Origin of the sequence: Parasphingorhabdus sp., assembly GCF_036963805.1 — a bacterium.
Classification (GTDB): domain Bacteria; phylum Pseudomonadota; class Alphaproteobacteria; order Sphingomonadales; family Sphingomonadaceae; genus Parasphingorhabdus.
The window spans coordinates 19845-37106 of record NZ_JBALUN010000014.1; the positions used below are offsets into that span (position 1 = coordinate 19845).

The 17262-nt window shown below is 50.4% G+C and carries 13 protein-coding genes and 3 pseudogenes; 7 read left to right on the top strand and 9 right to left on the bottom strand.

All coding sequences use genetic code 11. From position 1 onward, the window contains the following. Positions 1-183: 183 nt before the first annotated feature. Together V7676_RS17025 and V7676_RS18890 are read right to left on the bottom strand one after the other, a co-directional pair. Positions 184-585, bottom strand: coding sequence for a hypothetical protein (locus V7676_RS17025; protein WP_442955464.1), 402 nt, complete (start codon positions 583-585; stop codon positions 184-186). Next, positions 583-952: pseudogene (locus V7676_RS18890) on the bottom strand (chemotaxis protein CheB); the annotation flags it as partial. The pseudogene V7676_RS18890 and the gene V7676_RS17025, both read right to left, overlap by 3 nt. 38 nt (positions 953-990) lie before the next feature. On the opposite strand from V7676_RS18890, the pseudogene V7676_RS17030 reads away from it, so the two are divergent. The 4 genes and pseudogenes from V7676_RS17030 to V7676_RS17045 all read left to right on the top strand — a co-directional run. Beyond that, positions 991-1161, top strand: a pseudogene (locus V7676_RS17030) (transposase); the annotation flags it as partial. A 756-nt stretch (positions 1162-1917) separates the two neighbouring features. Then, positions 1918-2790: an alpha/beta fold hydrolase gene (locus V7676_RS17035; RefSeq protein ID WP_335660796.1), complete on the top strand. Its 873-nt coding sequence runs from the start codon at positions 1918-1920 to the stop codon at positions 2788-2790. A gap of 107 nt (positions 2791-2897) precedes the next feature. Further along, entirely contained in the window at positions 2898-3734 is an 837-nt protein-coding gene (locus V7676_RS17040; protein ID WP_335660797.1) for an HAD-IIB family hydrolase, read from the top strand. Positions 3735-3768: 34 nt separating this feature from the next. Further along, positions 3769-4983 carry a hypothetical protein gene (locus V7676_RS17045; protein WP_335660798.1) on the top strand — a complete coding sequence of 405 codons (1215 nt, stop codon included), beginning with the start codon at positions 3769-3771 and terminating at the stop codon, positions 4981-4983. On the opposite strand, the gene V7676_RS17050 is transcribed toward V7676_RS17045, so the two are convergent. Next, on the bottom strand, positions 4980-6743 hold the full coding sequence (locus V7676_RS17050; RefSeq protein ID WP_335660799.1) for a sugar phosphorylase: 1764 nt from the start codon (positions 6741-6743) through the stop codon (positions 4980-4982). The genes V7676_RS17045 and V7676_RS17050 overlap by 4 nt on opposite strands. 64 nt (positions 6744-6807) lie before the next feature. Here V7676_RS17050 and V7676_RS17055 point away from each other — a divergent pair, with 64 nt between their 5' ends. Continuing rightward, positions 6808-8082 carry a glycerate kinase type-2 family protein gene (locus V7676_RS17055; protein WP_335660800.1) on the top strand — a complete coding sequence of 425 codons (1275 nt, stop codon included), beginning with the start codon at positions 6808-6810 and terminating at the stop codon, positions 8080-8082. Positions 8083-8133: 51 nt separating this feature from the next. On the opposite strand, the gene putA is transcribed toward V7676_RS17055, so the two are convergent. From putA to V7676_RS17080, 5 genes are all read right to left on the bottom strand, one after another. Continuing rightward, positions 8134-11613, bottom strand: coding sequence for a bifunctional proline dehydrogenase/L-glutamate gamma-semialdehyde dehydrogenase PutA (putA, locus tag V7676_RS17060; RefSeq protein WP_335660801.1), 3480 nt, complete (start codon positions 11611-11613; stop codon positions 8134-8136). 335 nt (positions 11614-11948) lie between these two features. Then, a complete protein-coding gene (locus V7676_RS17065) occupies positions 11949-12692 on the bottom strand; it encodes a peptidase (RefSeq protein ID WP_335660802.1) in 744 nt (247 codons plus the stop codon). 43 nt (positions 12693-12735) lie between these two features. Continuing rightward, complete coding sequence (locus tag V7676_RS17070) at positions 12736-13536, bottom strand: transglutaminase family protein (RefSeq protein ID WP_335660803.1); 801 nt, start codon at positions 13534-13536, stop codon at positions 12736-12738. 2 nt (positions 13537-13538) lie between these two features. Then, complete coding sequence (locus V7676_RS17075) at positions 13539-14480, bottom strand: alpha-E domain-containing protein (RefSeq protein WP_335660804.1); 942 nt, start codon at positions 14478-14480, stop codon at positions 13539-13541. A 4-nt stretch (positions 14481-14484) separates the two neighbouring features. Then, positions 14485-15897: a circularly permuted type 2 ATP-grasp protein gene (locus V7676_RS17080; RefSeq protein ID WP_335660805.1), complete on the bottom strand. Its 1413-nt coding sequence runs from the start codon at positions 15895-15897 to the stop codon at positions 14485-14487. A 261-nt stretch (positions 15898-16158) separates the two neighbouring features. On the opposite strand from V7676_RS17080, the gene V7676_RS17085 reads away from it, so the two are divergent. Together V7676_RS17085 and V7676_RS18895 are read left to right on the top strand one after the other, a co-directional pair. Further along, positions 16159-16371, top strand: coding sequence for a hypothetical protein (locus V7676_RS17085; RefSeq protein WP_335660806.1), 213 nt, complete (start codon positions 16159-16161; stop codon positions 16369-16371). Between the two features lie 54 nt (positions 16372-16425). Next, positions 16426-16548 (top strand): annotated as a pseudogene (locus V7676_RS18895) (DUF4166 domain-containing protein); the annotation flags it as partial. 101 nt (positions 16549-16649) lie between these two features. Here the strand turns inward: V7676_RS18895 and V7676_RS17090 are convergent. Beyond that, positions 16650-16988, bottom strand: coding sequence for a hypothetical protein (locus V7676_RS17090; protein ID WP_335660807.1), 339 nt, complete (start codon positions 16986-16988; stop codon positions 16650-16652). Positions 16989-17262 lie beyond the last annotated feature (274 nt).

Here is a 17262-nt window from a genome sequence, read left to right on the forward strand (position 1 = left end):
ATCCGTCTTTCATGCGCAAAACCGACTTATTCGGCAGAGCTTGCGGACGGTGTGGCCATTTAAGCCTAATTTTTGGTTAACAGACGACCTATGGCGATTTGGGTGAAAATTGAGTTTCTTGCTGTTTTAATTATATAATATGAGGTTATCGAAGGTTAAGAAGCGGCCATTATTTACAACTCCTTACATGATTTGCGGGATGATCTGGCCCTGGATGACCTCGTAAGGGGCGGTATCACCGAAGAATTTCGTCACGTCGATTAACAGTTTTTGGCTTAAACGCTGCGCCTCTGCGCCATCGTTGGAAACCCGATCTGCATAATCAGTCAAATTGTCGATCCGCAGATCCATCATCCGGCGGCAAACCCTGCGCTCGAAAGTCGAATGTTTGTAATCGCACGCGCGGATCGTGGATAAACCGACAACCGCATCGACGATCTTGTTTTTAGCGTTGCCATGATCGCTCTCAATCGGCGAGCCGCGCAAGACGAGTGGCAGCAAAAGTCCTTCAATCATCGTATGCCCCAGATGCTCCGGCACTTCGACGGCATTGACCGCTTCGGTCGCAATCGCTGCATTCGGCATCGGGTCAAACTTGGCGCTTTCAGGGGATTGAACACAGGTAAAGCCGCCCGCTTCACGCACGGCCTCAAGCATTTTGCTCCATCGCCACCAGATCCTGATAGGACGACCGCCGTACCACTCTTGCCCCAAGAGTTTGCGATAGAATGGAAAAGAGTATTAATTAATGTCGCCACGCCTTTCGGATCAACATCGGGTCGGACCTCGGCCTTCAAGGCCGCTCCATGAACTTCAATGTAAGTCTTGGGCTGGATGATATAGAAGGTATTCCTTTTTAGCTGCTCGCCATTTTTGCAGATTTGACCAGCATTCCAGTGTGACGCGCAATAAGCTCGTCCAACATACTCTTAAAGTCTCTCGACAAGTGCATGACGACAACAACAGCCGCATCTGAATCGTTAAGTCAACTCGCGAAGGCAGCGCAAGAAGGTGGAAATGCTGTTCGCGCGCCTCAAACGAATATTAAAACTGGACCGATTACGCTTGCGGGGACCAAATGGCGCAAAAGACGAGTTCCTCCTAGCCGCCACCGCCCAGAACCGGCGCAAACTAGCCAAAACAATTCCGGTGTCAGCCTGATAAGATTATCAAACTCCGTTCGCTTCGCTTCCAGAAATAATATCAAACGGAAAATAGAGCGAGTCTTTCAACACAATCCGCCCAATAGTTACCGTTTGCAGAGCCGGGATTCTCTGAAAGGCGTCTTTCCGTTGTTGGCTAATGAAGCCGCGTTTCAGCGATCAGACCATTTTCGGAGGTGAGGCATCAGCACGCTAAGCGCCGCCAACGTATTAAACTGCATATATAACTTAAGATAAAAGGTTTTCTGCCCTTCACTTCGACTTTGTGTTAGCCAACTAACACAAAAAGTTACGATTCTAGGCAAAATAGTAAAAATACTAACACGTCGCCTAGCACATAGTACAAAATTTTGATTTATTATCATGTATTATCAATTATATGTCTATCAAGCGTTCCGGCTCATAACCTGAAGGTCGTAGGTTCAAATCCTACTCCCGCAACCAACAAAAACGCCGCTGACCCAACGGTCGGCGGCTTTTTTGTGGCCAAACTATAGCGAGGCTGAATCAAATGGATGGTAAGGAACATAAGCGATGACCAAAATTCCATCTTCGATACGACGGACTCTAACCAGGGTTATATCGGAAAGGTTGGCAGACGGCCTAAATCATCTGTTCCCCATGAAAGTCCAGACGCTTGCCGAAATCACCCTGCGGCCCTAGAGATGATTCTGGGCTTTGGTTATCTTAGGCTCCGTATGGGTTCCTGCTACAGGTCATGAGCCACGCACCGCATAAATGAATAGGATTGAAAATGGATTTGGCCGGCCCTGCTTCACATAGTTATTTCTCCCAGCGGCTTCGTCTGCATTATGCGGATTGGGGCAATGCGGATAAACCGCCGCTGATCCTACTCCATGGCGGGAAGGATCATTGTCGTAACTGGGATTGGGTGGCGCAGGAATTACGCGATGACTGGCATATTATTGCGCCCGATGTTCGCGGCCATGGTGATAGCCAATGGAGCACCGACGGCAATTACACGCTTATGGCGATGGTGACCGATCTGGCGCAGTTGATCCATCAGTTGGACCTGTCACCAGTTACAATTGTCGCACACAGCATGGGCGGCAATATCGCGCTGCGTTATACAGGTCTCTATCCGGATACTGTCCGGCGACTGGTTGCGATAGAAGGGCTCGGTGGCAGCCCAAAAATGATCGCCGAACGTGAAAAACTCGGGCAGCTCCAGCGGGTGCGTAATTCGATCGAGGAAAAGCGCAACGCGGCGGGCCGACAAGTTAAACGTTATGCTAGTTTTGACGATGCGCTCAAACGGATGCAGGAAGCCAATGGGCATTTATCCGACGAACAGGCCCGGCACCTGACCACCCACGCGGTTATCCGGAACGAGGACGGGAGCTATAGCTGGAAATTTGATCCTTATGTTCAGCATTGGGATTCAATTGATTTGCAGCAATCCGATATTCACGAATTGTGGAGCAATATCAGTTGCCCGACGCAATTGCATTATGGTGACGATAGCTGGGCCAGCAATCCGGAAAAGGATGGTCGGATCAAATATTTTGGCGATAATGTATCGGTGAAAAGCTTCGCTAATGCGGGACATTGGCTGCATCATGACCAGTTTGATCAATTTGTCGGTGAACTTAAAGAATTTTTATAAACGCATATCCGTGTGCCTGATTTGGGCGTTATCCGAGGTTAGAATATAGGCCCCGAATATCAAGGCCTTTGTGAGATGCCAGTGATATGGTAGCGCTGCACATTATTATGTCGAAACCTTTACCCTATCCCTTGATATTTACCGATCTCGATGGGACTTTGCTGGATCATCACAGCTATTCCGCGAAGCCAGCGGATCAGTTGATTGAATATTTAAACGACGGATCAATCGCGAGCGTCATCCCAATAACGAGCAAAACTCACGCGGAATTGCAATGGTTGCAACGGAGTCTCCCATTTATAGATGCGATCAGCGTCACCGAAAATGGGTCGGTAATCCATGCACCCCACGGCATTCCTTTTTCAAGTGCCGATCATCCGTATCGTGAAACATTGGGAGTGGAATATGGCGAAATATTCGACCAGATAGCGCGCCTTCCAACGGACTTGCGGACCCATATCACCGGATTTCATGATATGTCGGTTGAGACCGTGGCGCAAATAACCGGACTATCGATTGATGACGCTAGAAGAGCGCAAAAGCGCGAGGCGACCGAACCGTTTCTTTGGTCAGGGTCGAATGCCGAGCTGCAATTCCTGAAGACTATATTCATGGATGCCAGCATATATGTGCAGCAGGGCGGGCGATTTTACCATTGCACCGGCATGGCGACCAAGGAACAGGCCATGGGGCGGGTTATCGCTGCTTTTGCTTCGCGACAACCGGAAAATAGATTTTGTTCTATTGCGCTTGGCGATGGGCCCAATGATCTGGCCATGATCGAAGCTGCGGATTTCGGCGTCATCATGCCTAATCCCGAAGGTGTGACAATCCAGTCCGATAAGGTTAGTGTGCGCACGGCGCCGCAACCGGGTCCAAAGGGATGGGTTCTTGCTATTACAGAAATTCTTGCGGAACTGGGTTTTAACCTGAGCCAAAGCTAACTAGGCTGCATATCATCATAATCGCGGAGACCTCATGGCCGACTTTCACCAAAATGGTATTATTTCAACGCTGCATAATCTGACTGACCGGTCAGTGGAATCTCTGGAAGCGGATTTGATGCGCTTCCGGTCGGCCAATCCAATGTCTTTGGTCCTGCCGAGTCTGTTTTCGGAACTGGAAGGACCGGCGCTTGAAAATATTATCGATGAGCTGTGTGAGGTGCCCTATCTGGATGACATCATCATCGGCTTGGACAAGGCCGATAAGGACCAGTTTGAATATGCAAAAAAATATTTCGCGCGGCTGCCGCAGCGGCATCATATCTTGTGGAACAGCGGACCGCGCCTGACCGCGCTTGATGAAGAATTGCAACAACATGGACTGTCCCCCGCTGAGCCGGGTAAGGGCCGTAATGTTTGGTTCTGTTTTGGCTATTTTCTAGCCGCTACAGAGGCGCAAATAGTTGGCCTGCATGATTGTGACATATTGACCTATGACCGCGGCATGCTTGCGCGGCTTATGTATCCGGTGGCCAGCCCGACCTTTCCGTATCTTTTTTCCAAAGGCTATTATGCCCGCTTGACCGATCAGAAGCTGAACGGGCGTGTCGTGCGCCTGCTGGTTGGGCCGTTGTTGGCGGCACTCAAGAAGATATGCGAACCCAATGATTATCTGACCTATTTGAATAGCTTTCGTTATCCGTTGGCTGGCGAATTTGCCATGGGTAGGCAGGTGGTTAAGAATATCCGCATCCCGTCCGATTGGGGATTGGAAGTTGGGGTTTTGTCAGAAGTTTGGCGCAACCATTCAACCCAGACCATCTGTCAGGTCGAGATTGCCGATCATTACGATCACAAGCACCAATCAGTATCGCATGATAATCCCGATGGTGGCCTGTCCAAGATGAGTATCGACATTACCAAATCGATTTTCCGCAAGCTTGCAACCGACGGTCAGATTTTTTCACAGGGCACCTTCCGGACGCTCAAGGCCACTTATTTCCGGATTGCGCTGGACCGAATTGAGACTTTCCATAATGACGCTGTGATGAATGGTTTGACGCTCGATCGGCACGAAGAGGAAACAACGGTGGAGTTATTTGCGCAAAATATCATGACTGCTGGCGATGCGTTCCTCGAATCGCCGCATGAAACACCTTTCATGGCCAATTGGAACCGGATCAATAGCGCGATTCCAGATTTCACCGATCGGTTTAAGGAAGCGGTGCGACTGGATAATGCAGATTAATCTGTCTTTTGCCGCACGTTGCTGATCCAAATAGTCTGATAGGGAGCAAGCGGAAAGTCGCCTTCAATATCAGCGATTGATTGGCCGGAAATTAAATCCCACCAAAGGTCGCCGGCGATCAGATTGATATCAGCTAGCGTCAGGGTCTTTTGTTCGTTTGTCACGTTGGAGACAGCGAAGATGCTTTGTTTACGATCAACACTTTGTCGCCATATCCCGAATAGTCCCTCAGGTAGGGCAAGGGTGAATTGAACGGCATTGGGATTAAATGCGGGTTGTACCTTTCGAATTTCAATGAGGCCCAGCAAGCGATTAAATACCTGCGCTTCCACTGTTTTCGGGTCGGCCAGTTTCTGGTTAATCTCCGCATGATCAAGCCGCCGCCGGTTAATCGAGCGATTGTGACCCGTTAAGTTGACTTCTTCATAGCCATTAGGCGTGGCGAGTAAGCTGTGGATATAAATGGCCGGTATGCCTTCCAATGCGAGCATGATTGCCATCGACGCCATGAAACGATCGATCTGATATTCATCCGGCCCTTCCAGCGTTCCCTGCATCGCCTCAAAATAGGAAATATTCATTTCATAAGGTTTTTCGGTGCCGCCGGGACCGCGCCGCATCGAAATCTGTCCGCCGAAACGCTGCATCGCGGCCAGCATTTGATCGACCTCGCCTTGCGGCAACACGCCTTCCGTCGGGCGCAGTCCAATACCGTCATGGCTGGCAGTAAAATTGAGATAGGTGCAACCGGTTAAAGCCGGCGGATTGCTGCGCGTCAGGCGCTTCAGATAGAGCGCATTGCCGGTGAGCAGTGCATGGACGAGCAATGGCGGCAGTGAAAAATTATAGATCACATGCGCTTCATTTTGATTGCCAAAATAGGTCAGGTTTTCATGATTGGGAATATTGGTTTCGGTGATGATGACCAATGTTTCGGCATGATGATCCATCAGCAAGCGCAGCAGTCTGATAATCTCGTGTGTTTCGTCGAGATTGATTGAGGATGTACCAATCGTCTTCCAAAGAAACGCGACCGCATCAAGCCGAAAAATGCGAATTCCATGGTCGATATAGGCCGCGATGATCTTGATGAATTCCAGCAGCACATCGGGATTGGCAAAGTTAAAGTCGAGCTGGTCGGCGCTGAAAGTACTCCAGACATGCCGGTCGCCTGCCGCCGTTCGGAAGGGGGTGAGCAAAGGATGGGAACGCGGACGCACGACCTGACCCAGATCGGTGGAGGGATCGGCGGTAAAGAAATAATTTTTCCCCGGGGCCTCGTCAGACAGGAATTGCTGAAACCATTTCGATTTGCTGGACCCATGGTTAATCACAAGATCAGCCATCAACCGATAATCATTGGCAATGGCTTCGATATCCGACCAGTCGCCCAATTCTTCATCAACGGTCATATAGTCGATCACGGCAAAGCCATCATCCGAACTGGAAGGAAAAAAGGGTAGGATATGAACCATGCCAATTGTTTGGTTGATATGTTGCTTTAAAAACCGATGCAGCGTCTGCAGCGGCGGCTCCCCGTCGGATAAAATGGTGCCGCCATAAGTTATGAGCGCAATATCACTCTCGTCCCATAAATGTTTTGCAGCTATCTCCTGCCGTTCGATCATCCTGCCATTATCAGGCCAAAAGGCGCTGACTATCTGATCGGCAAGTATATCGGCGTCATGATCCGGATATAGCAGGATAAGCTGGTTGGACAGACGTTGGTGCAGATGATCGATTGTGTCAGGGTCATTCATGATTTGGTTCATTGCTCCCAAAAGTTGCTTGACCCCGGTCTGATAATCGGGCTCATATTGTGCAGTGCATCAAACAGCAAAACCCGACTCAATAAAAGCCCTTTTAAAGGGTATTTATGCTGAGGCGCTGAAACCGGTGCTTCCCTCACACGCCATGCAGGACTTAAGCCTGCCAAAAGTACAGGGTCGCATTTTTCTATTATCTGTTGGCAAAGCGGCCGCTCAAATGGCTGCTGCGATCCATGACCGCCTGCCAGAGGGGACCACGGGTTTGATTGTCACACGACACGGATATGCGCAGTCCGGCTTCGCACCAAGCAATATAGAAATCATCGAAGCTTCGCATCCGGTGCCGGATGATGCCGGTATCCAGGCTGCACAGCGGGCGTTGGCCGAAGCGGATTTATTGGGCGAAGATGATCAGTTGCTAGTGTTGATGTCCGGCGGTGCCAGTGCCCTTTTGCCCGCGCCAGCCATCGGTATTTCACTGGCCGAGAAACAGGATATTACCCGGAAATTGCTGCACTGCGGTGCGCCGATTGACCAGATGAATATTGTCCGCAAACATCTTTCGGCGATCAAGGGCGGGCGACTGGCTGCCCGGGCACACCCCGCAGCCACTTACATGGTCGCCATTTCGGATATTCCGGGCGATGACATAACGATGATTGGTTCCGGCCCGAGTCTGCCCGATATTTCGACATGCGCGGACACATTGGCGATAATTGACCAATATAGCATTGCAATTCCTGATGCGATCAGGTCGCGGCTTGAAAATGGCAATTTGGAAACACCTAAACCCGACGATCCTGATATGCAGAAGGTGGAAGCTATGCTGTGCGCGCGGCCCGCCGATATGTGCCAGGCTGCGATACACGCAGTGCAAGAGCTTGGTTATGAGGCGGTCATGCTTGGCGATGCATTGGAAGGTGACGCGGCCCAACTGGGGCAGGATCATGCGGCGCTAGCGCTCGAGTATAAAGCGGAAGGGCGCAAAGTCGCGCTTATCTCTGGCGGAGAAGCGACAGTGAAAGTTCGCAACCGCGATGGGCGAGGCGGGCGATGCACAGCCTATCTTCTTGCCTGCGCCATCGCACTGGACGGCGCGCCGGACATTTGCGGTTTCGCTGCCGATAGTGATGGTATCGATGGCTCAGAAGATAATGCAGGGGCATTCCTCTGGCCAGCCGTTTTGGATGCTATGGGCGGTAAGGATGACGCCAAGCGTTGGTTGGATGACGACAATAGCTATTTGGCATTTGAAGAGGCGGATGCGCTGCTCATCACCGGACCTTCCGGCACCAATGTGAATGACCTTAGGGTGATCCTCATTGGCTAACCGCAAAGTGATGCACAGCTGTCCCGGCTGATTTGGTGCTGCCAAAGACGCTTAGGTCAGCAGGGAGACATTTCCTCCCGCAGCGGTTGTATCAATACAAACGTGACGTTCTACCAGACACCGGCCCCCGAAATTTTCTTCGGTGATGAGCGGGATTAACTGTCCATCGCGTTGGGCAAGCGCCTTGCGGATCGCACGAATATCTTCAATTTCACTCCAGCAGACAACTGCATCTATACCGGTCAACTGGGATAGAGATTCGCGAGGCACAAATCCGTCGAGCGCCTTTTCACCTGTAGCACCGGGAACGCAGATCAGGGGTTCACAACCTTGTTGTTGAACCGTCTCCGCCTGTTTCATGGCATCTTCCGATGATGGACCGAGACATAAAATTATGCCCCGCGCATAGGTAAATAGTTCATTTGATTCTCCGGTAGGTCCGGGCATAATTTCGCTATTGCGTGGTCGTATGTCGGCAGGCGGAAGTGTGTCGATGGCCGCTTGCACCGTTTCCAGATCTAGTTCTTTACCGTGATTTACCGGCTTCATCGGGCTCACGCTTTTATAAAAGCGCGGCAAATAATGCGGTCCGCCAGCCTTGGGACCAGTACCGGATAGACCTTCTCCACCAAAGGGTTGTGAACCGACAACGGCCCCGACCTGATTGCGATTGACGTAAATATTCCCGACCTTCATCGCGCTGGTCAGTTTGTCGATACGTCTCTCGATCCGGGTCTGTAAGCCAAAGGTCAGCCCGTATCCGCGATTATTAATATCGCTGATGATCTTATCGAGCTCGTTATTTTTAAATGTAGCAACATGCAAAACCGGACCGAATATTTCTTCTTCCAAATCATCAATCCCATTGACCTTGATGACCGCTGGTCCGACAAAATAACCGTCATCCGGACAATCCAACTGCTTCAGCAATCTTCCTTCTTTTTTTGCGGTGGCTATATGCGTGCTAATCTTATCGTGTGCGGCTTGATCGATAACCGGTCCGATATCGGTCGACAGCCACCAGGGATTGCCCATCTCTGTTGCGTCCATTGCACCGTTCAGCATTTTTAGAAATGGTTCGGCAACATCCTCTTGCAAATACAGGGCCCGCAAAGCCGAGCAACGCTGTCCAGCGGACTGAAATGCAGAAGTGATAATGTCACGAACAGATTGTTCCGGCAAAGCAGTTGAATCCACGATCATGCAGTTCAGGCCGCCGGTTTCAGCGATCAGAAGTGAATCAGCCTGACCCTTTTCAGCAATATTCCGGTTTATGGTCTGCGCTGTTGCGGTGGAGCCGGTAAAACATACACCATTAATGCGGGCATCACCGCTTATCGCGGCTCCCACTGTTGCGCCTGCGCCCGGCAACAACTGGAGGGAAGCCAAAGGTACGCCAGCTTCATGCAGCAAATTGGTCGCAAGGGCCGCAATAAGGGGTGTTTGGTCCGCTGGTTTCGCCAGTACCGCATTGCCAGCCGCCAGAGCCGCAGCCACTTGACCGGTGAAAATCGCCAGCGGGAAGTTCCATGGAGAGATGCAACTGATGGTACCTCGCGGCTTGGTCTCAGGGTGTTTCTCCGCTTCTTTGGCATAATAACGCAGAAAGTCGACCGCCTCGCGCAATTCGGCGATGGTATCAAACTGGGTTTTGCCTGCCTCCCGCGCTAGCAACGCAAAAATCTCACCATGATGATGCTCGTAAAGATCGGCAGCCCTTCGAAGAATCGCAGCACGCTCAGCCACAGGGGCATCCCAGGCGCGCGCGTCTTCAATAGCTTCCAGCGCCTGCTTCTCATCAGCCTCGATTACTTCTCCGACCTGACTATCGTTGCGTGCCGGATTGAATATCTTGTGCGCAGTTCCGCTGGTGACCGGCCGTACTGTAATAGGCGACGAACGCCATAGCTTTTCGGCAAAAGGCGCGCGCTCTGCCACATAATCATTCATGTCATTACGATTGGCTAGATCCCAACCGCGCGAATTAATGCGATCCGGCTGGTACAGATCAGCAGGCTTGATGATCTTTGATTGGCTTGATTGCTGATCGGTCTCCAACGTCTCGAATGGATCGGTAGCAATCATTTCCGCCGCAACCGTATGATTGGCTAGTTGGTTCACAAAAGACGAGTTCGCACCGTTTTCGAGCAGTCGCCGGACAAGATAGGCGAGCAATTCGCGGTGCTTCCCGACAGGAGCATAAATCCGTGAGCGCACTTTTTCATTGCGGAGCAACGCATCGTGTAATGTTTCGCCCATGCCATGCAGCCTCTGGAACTCGAAATCCTGATTATTCCCCGCCATTTCCAATATGGCCGCTACGCTGTGCGCATTATGCGTGGCAAATTGCGGATAGATGCGATCAGTCATTTTCAGAAGCTGTGATGCGCAGCAGATATAGCTAATATCCGTTGCTGATTTTGTCGTAAATACAGAAAAGTCTGGCACACCATCCATTTGCGCGCGCTTGATTTCGCTGTCCCAATAGGCGCCTTTGACCAAGCGAACCATGATCTTTCGATCAAGCTGGGTAGCAAGGGAATACAGCCAGTCGAGCACAAAGCTTGCCCGCTTACCAAACGCCTGCACAACAACGCCAAAGCCATCCCATCCCGTAAGACGCGGATCACTGAGAACCATCTCGATCATATCGAGCGATATACCCAGACGATAGGCTTCCTCGGCATCGATATTCAGGCCGATATTGGCGTCGCGCGCAGCGCGCGCCAGTTCACCCACGCGGTCGGCGAGCTCAGGAACCGCCTTGGCCTGCTGGCTCATCTCGTAACGGGGATAAAGAGCCGATAATTTGATCGAAAGACCGGGGTTTTCTCGCAAATCATCAGACTTGGCGGCCTTTGCAATTTCCTTTATCGCATCGGCATAGGCCGCGAAATATTCATCCGCGCCTTCCTGCGTAATCGCAGCTTCTCCCAGCATGTCATAGGAATAGGTCGCGCCCTTGGCCTTCCATTTCTCTGCCCGCTTCAACGCAAGCTTCATATCTTCGCCGAGCACAAATTGATTGCCGAGTTCTTTCATGGCCTGTCGCACAGCGACACGGATTACAGGCTCGCCCAATCGCTTTATTGCGCCCCGCAGAGCGTCCAGCGGTCCACGGCTTTCGGGCTTATTTATCACACTACGCGTCATCTCAAGGGCGTAGGTTGATGCATTGACGAGCGAGCTTTCCGACTGCCCGATATGATCGCGCCAGTTGGACGGTCCAATCTTGTCTTCAATCAGGGCATCAATCGTTTGGTTGTCGGGAACCCGCAATAGCGCTTCCGCCAATGTCATCAGGGCGAGGCCCTCGTCCGTAGAAAGACCATATTCACCAAGAAAACTCTCGGTCAAGGTGGGCCCGGAAGCACTTCGTACGTCCCGGACAACCTGTATCGCCCGTTCTTGAATACGCTTGCGTGTCTGCTCATCGGGGCCGAAATTTGATATTAGATATTCTAGAATCTCGGACTCATCGGTGCGATGATGTGTGCGAACTTTTTCCCGGTAATCAATTAGCGTATTCATCAATCAAAGATTTCCTGATAAATTTTACCGATGTGCAGATATGAAAATCACTGCGAAACGGGGCAATGATTGATATATTAATCGTGCTGAACGGCTGGTTACGAATGAAACTCTATCGCATTTCTAACTGCGAACGCAACCCTTGTAGCCTGACCACCGGACATCGCCATCTGAAGGGCGCACACACCCGATTTTTTCGATTCGCCACCAATTGGGTTCTTAACGGTGCGTTGTGGGCCAGCGGAACATTCTGGAAGCTCGATTTCCTGTTAGTGTCTAACTGTTTCCTCTGCCGCATTTGCCAGATAGAAAAATAGGATCAAGAATTAGGATGGCTATCGCTGTCGATCAAAATTAAAATCCGGCAGCGATTGGAAGGCGTTGCGAAGTGCTTCCCCCCACCCGACCGAAATTTCCTGAAAATAGGGATCATCGCGTTCGATGCGCTGCTGTGCCGTTATCGCATAGCTATTTGTCTCATAAGTTTGAATGTCCAACGGCAAATCAACTGCAAGATTTGCACGTATGGTCGAATCAAAAGAAACCAGCATGAGTTTGATAGCATCTTCAAATGCCATATCTGGATTATAAGCTCTTACCAAAATGGGTCGCCCATATTTAGTTTCGCCGCTTTGGAAATAGGGAGAATCATCGCTCGCTTCGATGAAATTACCCTCTGGATAAATCAGGAAAAGACGCGGCTCACTGCCTTTTATTTGCCCCCCCAATATCAAAGTAGCACCGAACGGAGATTTAGCTTCTTGTCCTTCATGTGCATAAGTTTTTACTACTTCGCGAAGGGTTTCGCCGATGATGGTAGCGATCTGAAACATGGACGGCGCTTCCAGAATTGACGGATTGCGATCCTCTGGGGCTTTGCTACGTTCGTCGAGCAAGCTCACAACTGCCTGAGTTGTTGCGAGATTACCTGCCGATAATAACGTAATCACACGTTCGCCGGGTTTTTCCCAGCTCGTCATTTTACGAACCTGTGCAATATCGTCAACACCTGCATTCGTGCGCGTATCGGACATGAATACCAAGCCCTTGTTGAGCCGTAGCCCGATGCAATATGTCATGTCACTTACCCTTTGAACTCGCGATAAATTGCGAGAGCGCCTGTTACTGCTGCACCTGCAATTGCACAATCATATTCTCTTTGGTTCCGCCGTAACGCATGCCTGAAACAGGCGCGGCGTCTCTGTAATCTAGTCCGGTGGCCACACGGATATAGCGCTCGTCGGGAGAATAGCCGTTTGATACATCAAATCCGACCCAGCCAATGCCCTCAAAATAGGCTTCGGCCCATGCATGGGTGGCGTCTTGGTCAACGCGGTCATTCATCATCAAATAGCCAGAAACATAGCGCGCGGGATAACCCAGTTTCCGCATGGCCGTGATAAAAATATGGGCATGGTCTTGGCAGACACCGCCGGCTGCTTTCATAGCATCCTCCGCGTTTGTATCCGCGTTGGTCTTTCCGATAATATAAGGGACATGCTGGACTATGAGAGCGGAGAGCGCATGGGCTTTGGAGATGTCATCGCTGTAATCATTGCCCAGTTCTGCAATAAGTCCTGCTACGGCAGCCCCGCCAGTCGTCAGCGATGTTTCTCGTTTGAAATTCCATAACGCCATAAAGCCGCGATGTTGGCCGATGACGCCGCTAGACTCGCTGACTTCTATCTCGCCGTGACAGCGAATGATGAGCTTGTCTCCACCCGGATCAATACTGACCAAATTGACATGGTTTGCATGCTGATCGTTGAAGGACGTTTCTATCTTGCCGCCTTCGACGGTCAAATCCCAATCGATGGTTTTTTGCCCTGCCCGCTCTTTGGGTGTCAGGCGTATTTGCTGCAGCCCGTAAATGACCGGCGCATCATAATCATAGCTGGTGGTGTGATTAACAATAAGTCGCATGGTCATCCTTGGAATCGATAATCTTGCTCGATTTGTGCAGCAAGCCGACTATTTTGAGCGATGAAATCCTGAATATATTCGTGCAAACCTTGCTCAAAAATTTCTTCGATACCGCAGGTTTTCATGCGGTCGTTTGAAGTCTCTGCATTTACGCAAGATTCATGTATCTGACCATAATCATTCGCCAGATAGCCCAGATTATCTGCAATTTTCTGCAAACAGAAGATTAGCGAACGCGGCATTTGCTTATGCAAGATGAGGAATTCTGCAATATTCAATGGGCTGATCTCGGCGCCATTTAGCCACCGATAAGCGCGTTGAGCCGACACTGACCGCAATATAGTTTCCCATTGCACGACGTCTAGGGACGATCCGACTTTTGCAATGGACGGCAGCAGCAGATAATATTTTACGTCCAATATCCGCGCCGTATTATCGGCCCGCTCAATAAAGGTTCCCAGTCGAATAAAGTTAAATCCGTCATTGCGTAACAACGTGCCGAGCGTGGCGCCGCGAACCTGCGCGCATTGCTGGCGGATTGTTGCCAGCGTGTCGGGGAGCTGCTGTTCGCCAATGGGCGAAGACAAGAGTTTCTTCAACGTTATCCAACTCTCGTTGGTGGCTTCCCACACTTCCCGGGTCAGCGCTGTGCGCACGAGCCGGGCATTGTCACGGGCTGCCTTCATTGTTGAAATTACGCTTGATGGATTGCTGGGGTCGCGGAGCATGAAATCCATAACATTGTCGGAATTATAACAATCGTGCCGCGCCTCATAGTCGGCGACCGATCCCGCTGTGGTGAGAATGGACTTCCATTCCGCCCCAGCCGTAGCCGACCGGGTTAATGCAATGCGAAAACCGGCATTGAGTAATCGCGCATTATTTTCGCATCGTTCAAGATTGCGGAACATCCAGAATAGACCGCCTGCTGTTTTTCCTAACATATCCCTATTCCTCCAGCACCCAGGTGTCTTTGGTGCCGCCTCCCTGACTACTATTCACCACAAGCGACCCTTCGGTCATTGCAACACGGGTTAGGCCGCCGGGTGTAATCTCGATCCGATTGGGTGACACGAGCACAAAGGGCCGGAGATCGACATGGCGCGGAGAAAGACCTTTCTTGGTAAAGATCGGCACTGTGGAAAGGGCAAGAGTCGGCTGGGCAATATAATTGGAGGCATTTTCGATTAATTTAGCGCGAAAGGCTTCGACCTCTTTTTTGCTGGCTGCTGGTCCGACGAGCATGCCATATCCGCCCGATCCATGAACTTCTTTGACCACTAGATCGGCCAGATTATCCAGCACATATTGTAACTGGTCCGGCTCGCTGCATCGCCATGTCTGAACATTGTTCAGCAAAGGCTTCTCGCCCGTGTAGAATTCGACGATGTCCGGCATATAGCTATACAGAGCCTTGTCATCCGCGATGCCGGTGCCGGGAGCATTGGCAATGGTTATGCCACCACTGCGATAAACATCCATAATCCCCGGAACGCCCAGCATAGAATCCGGATTAAAGTTTAAGGGATCCAAATATTCATCATCCACGCGGCGGTAAATAACGTCAATCGGCGTATAGCCCTGCGTTGTGCGCATCGCAATGCGGCCATCGACTACACGTAAGTCGTGGCCTTCGACAAGCTCTGCACCCATTTGATCCGCCAGGTAACTATGCTCGAAATAAGCTGAGTTATGGATGCCCGGCGTCAAAACGGCGACAACGGGTTTGCCGCTGCAAATATCGGGTGCGCAGGCTGCAAGAGAGCGGCGCAGGCTTGAAGGATAATTACTAACCTCCTTCACCGGAATGCGCGAAAAAAGTTCAGGGAACATTTGCAGCATGGTTTCGCGGTTTTCCAGCATATAGGAAACGCCGGAAGGCGTCCGCGCATTGTCTTCCAACACGAAAAATTCGTCCGGACCGGTCCGGACAATATCCGTGCCCACGATATGCGTATAAATCCCGCCCGGCGGCTCAACACCTACCATAGCGGGCAAAAATGCGTCATTATTAGCGATTAAATCAAATGGAATACGCCCCGCCCGTAATATTTCCTGTCTATGATAAATATCATGTAGAAATGCATTGAGCGCGCGAACCCGCTGATCGATCCCGCGAGAAAGCTTGCGCCATTCGGATGCTGAAATGATTCTGGGTATAACGTCAAAGGGGATCAGCCGTTCATCGGCATCTTCTTCACCATATACGTTAAATGTTATGCCCGTGGTACGAAAAAACGCCTCGGCTTGGGCCGCCTTTTTGCGAATACGTTTAGGATTTTCGCCGTCTAACCATTTTCCATATCCGGCGTAGGGTTCTCGTACAGAGCCCTGCTTATCAGCTAGCGCAGTGACTAGCATCTCATCAAAAAAGTCGATCGCAAACCCCCATATATGTGATTAAGCACGAGTTCGCCCTGAGATTTCGTCTTGCTCATCTTATATTAGATGATGCAGTACGCAGACTATCTGAAGTATACTCGGCTGGGAAGCTTATTCTACATAACGGCAAGCCTGATAGCCGCGCGAAATAGAATTTTGTTGTGCCTGTGACCCGAATCATAAAGCTCTTCATTCAACGTTCTAAAAGCCTGATTGCAACGAGCAAAAAGGACAGAAGGCGTGAAACTAGTAATTACTATATTCGCAATTAGTTTTATTATGTGTTTCACCGCAGGCGCAGATTATCAATCTGCGCCTGCCGTCAAGCCAGAGGTAGCCGTTGCCGGTGCTTTTAGATTCACTCTTTTGATGATTGCCATGTTGAAATCAGATCCAATTAATATTCTCGATCTTGATGAAACAACTGCTGGTATCGTTATGGATAATATCTGATAGTAAAAGCTCAAACGTGTTGACCTTTACGGCTAGCCCCCCCCCCGTTCGGCGGCGCGGGAGTGGACCGAAGGCGGGCGGTTTTGCTTCGATGTACCGATAGCGTTACGCCTCATTGGGCAGTTGGTCCTTTATAGCGGATGGCTGGAACCTTTAGAGATGGATAGAGAAACGTGACTATTCGTAAATGCTAGCGTGCTATGCCATTGCGGTTTTTGATGACGCGTTAGCTCGAATGGCTTGGGCTCCTTCGATTGCGGACTGACTGGTTATAGGCACTAGTTCCAGATACCGGACATTAAGCGTTGAGACAACGCGATGACAGAAAACGCTCCAGTTTTGGTCATTTTGGCGTCTAGTTGATATTCTTGATAGTGGTCGTTAGCAGAATCAAAGCGCCATTCGGCTATCATAGGACTCAAGTCATTGTGAAAGCTTAAAGCGCGGACGAAGAAGTTCATTTTCTGTCGTTTGAGGTATAAAATACCGGCGGTGGAGTTCGAATTTTTTTTTTGGTTTAAAATGCGTAAACTGATCCGACTAAAGAAACTTTGCGAATCATTTGTTGAGAAGTCTATTTCCTGACTACCCTCAATCTGGAGCGGTTCCATTTTCATTTGTTTACGCTGTTCCTCGTTTCTAGATCACAACATATACTGTAAAAGTTATCGAATAATAAAATGCAGCATGCCAGAATCGGGAATTCTGAGCGTTAAGGTGCAAGGTTAAGAAATTTATGTCGGTTTACTCGCTAGAAGCGGTCATTCTGCTTTCCACCCAGTTGTCGCCATCCTAGCTGGTCAGCTAGGTCCCCGATTGTGTTGAAAAACTCGGCTGATGAGCGGTTTGATATTGCTTCCGGTATCGAGACGAGCGGGATTTGATCTGGTT

What these genes read in the sequence shown, in the direction of transcription:
- V7676_RS17025 (WP_442955464.1), bottom strand. Translation starts at nt 585, where the DNA reads ATGCCGAATGCAGCGATTGCGACCGAAGCGGTCAATGCCGTCGAAGTG.
- V7676_RS17035 (WP_335660796.1), top strand. Translation starts at nt 1,918, where the DNA reads ATGGATTTGGCCGGCCCTGCTTCACATAGTTATTTCTCCCAGCGGCTT.
- V7676_RS17040 (WP_335660797.1), top strand. Translation starts at nt 2,898, where the DNA reads ATGTCGAAACCTTTACCCTATCCCTTGATATTTACCGATCTCGATGGG.
- V7676_RS17045 (WP_335660798.1), top strand. Translation starts at nt 3,769, where the DNA reads ATGGCCGACTTTCACCAAAATGGTATTATTTCAACGCTGCATAATCTG.
- V7676_RS17050 (WP_335660799.1), bottom strand. Translation starts at nt 6,743, where the DNA reads ATGAATGACCCTGACACAATCGATCATCTGCACCAACGTCTGTCCAAC.
- putA (WP_335660801.1), bottom strand. Translation starts at nt 11,613, where the DNA reads ATGAATACGCTAATTGATTACCGGGAAAAAGTTCGCACACATCATCGC.
- V7676_RS17065 (WP_335660802.1), bottom strand. Translation starts at nt 12,692, where the DNA reads ATGACATATTGCATCGGGCTACGGCTCAACAAGGGCTTGGTATTCATG.
- V7676_RS17070 (WP_335660803.1), bottom strand. Translation starts at nt 13,536, where the DNA reads ATGCGACTTATTGTTAATCACACCACCAGCTATGATTATGATGCGCCG.
- V7676_RS17075 (WP_335660804.1), bottom strand. Translation starts at nt 14,480, where the DNA reads ATGTTAGGAAAAACAGCAGGCGGTCTATTCTGGATGTTCCGCAATCTT.
- V7676_RS17080 (WP_335660805.1), bottom strand. Translation starts at nt 15,897, where the DNA reads ATGCTAGTCACTGCGCTAGCTGATAAGCAGGGCTCTGTACGAGAACCC.
- V7676_RS17090 (WP_335660807.1), bottom strand. Translation starts at nt 16,988, where the DNA reads ATGAAAATGGAACCGCTCCAGATTGAGGGTAGTCAGGAAATAGACTTC.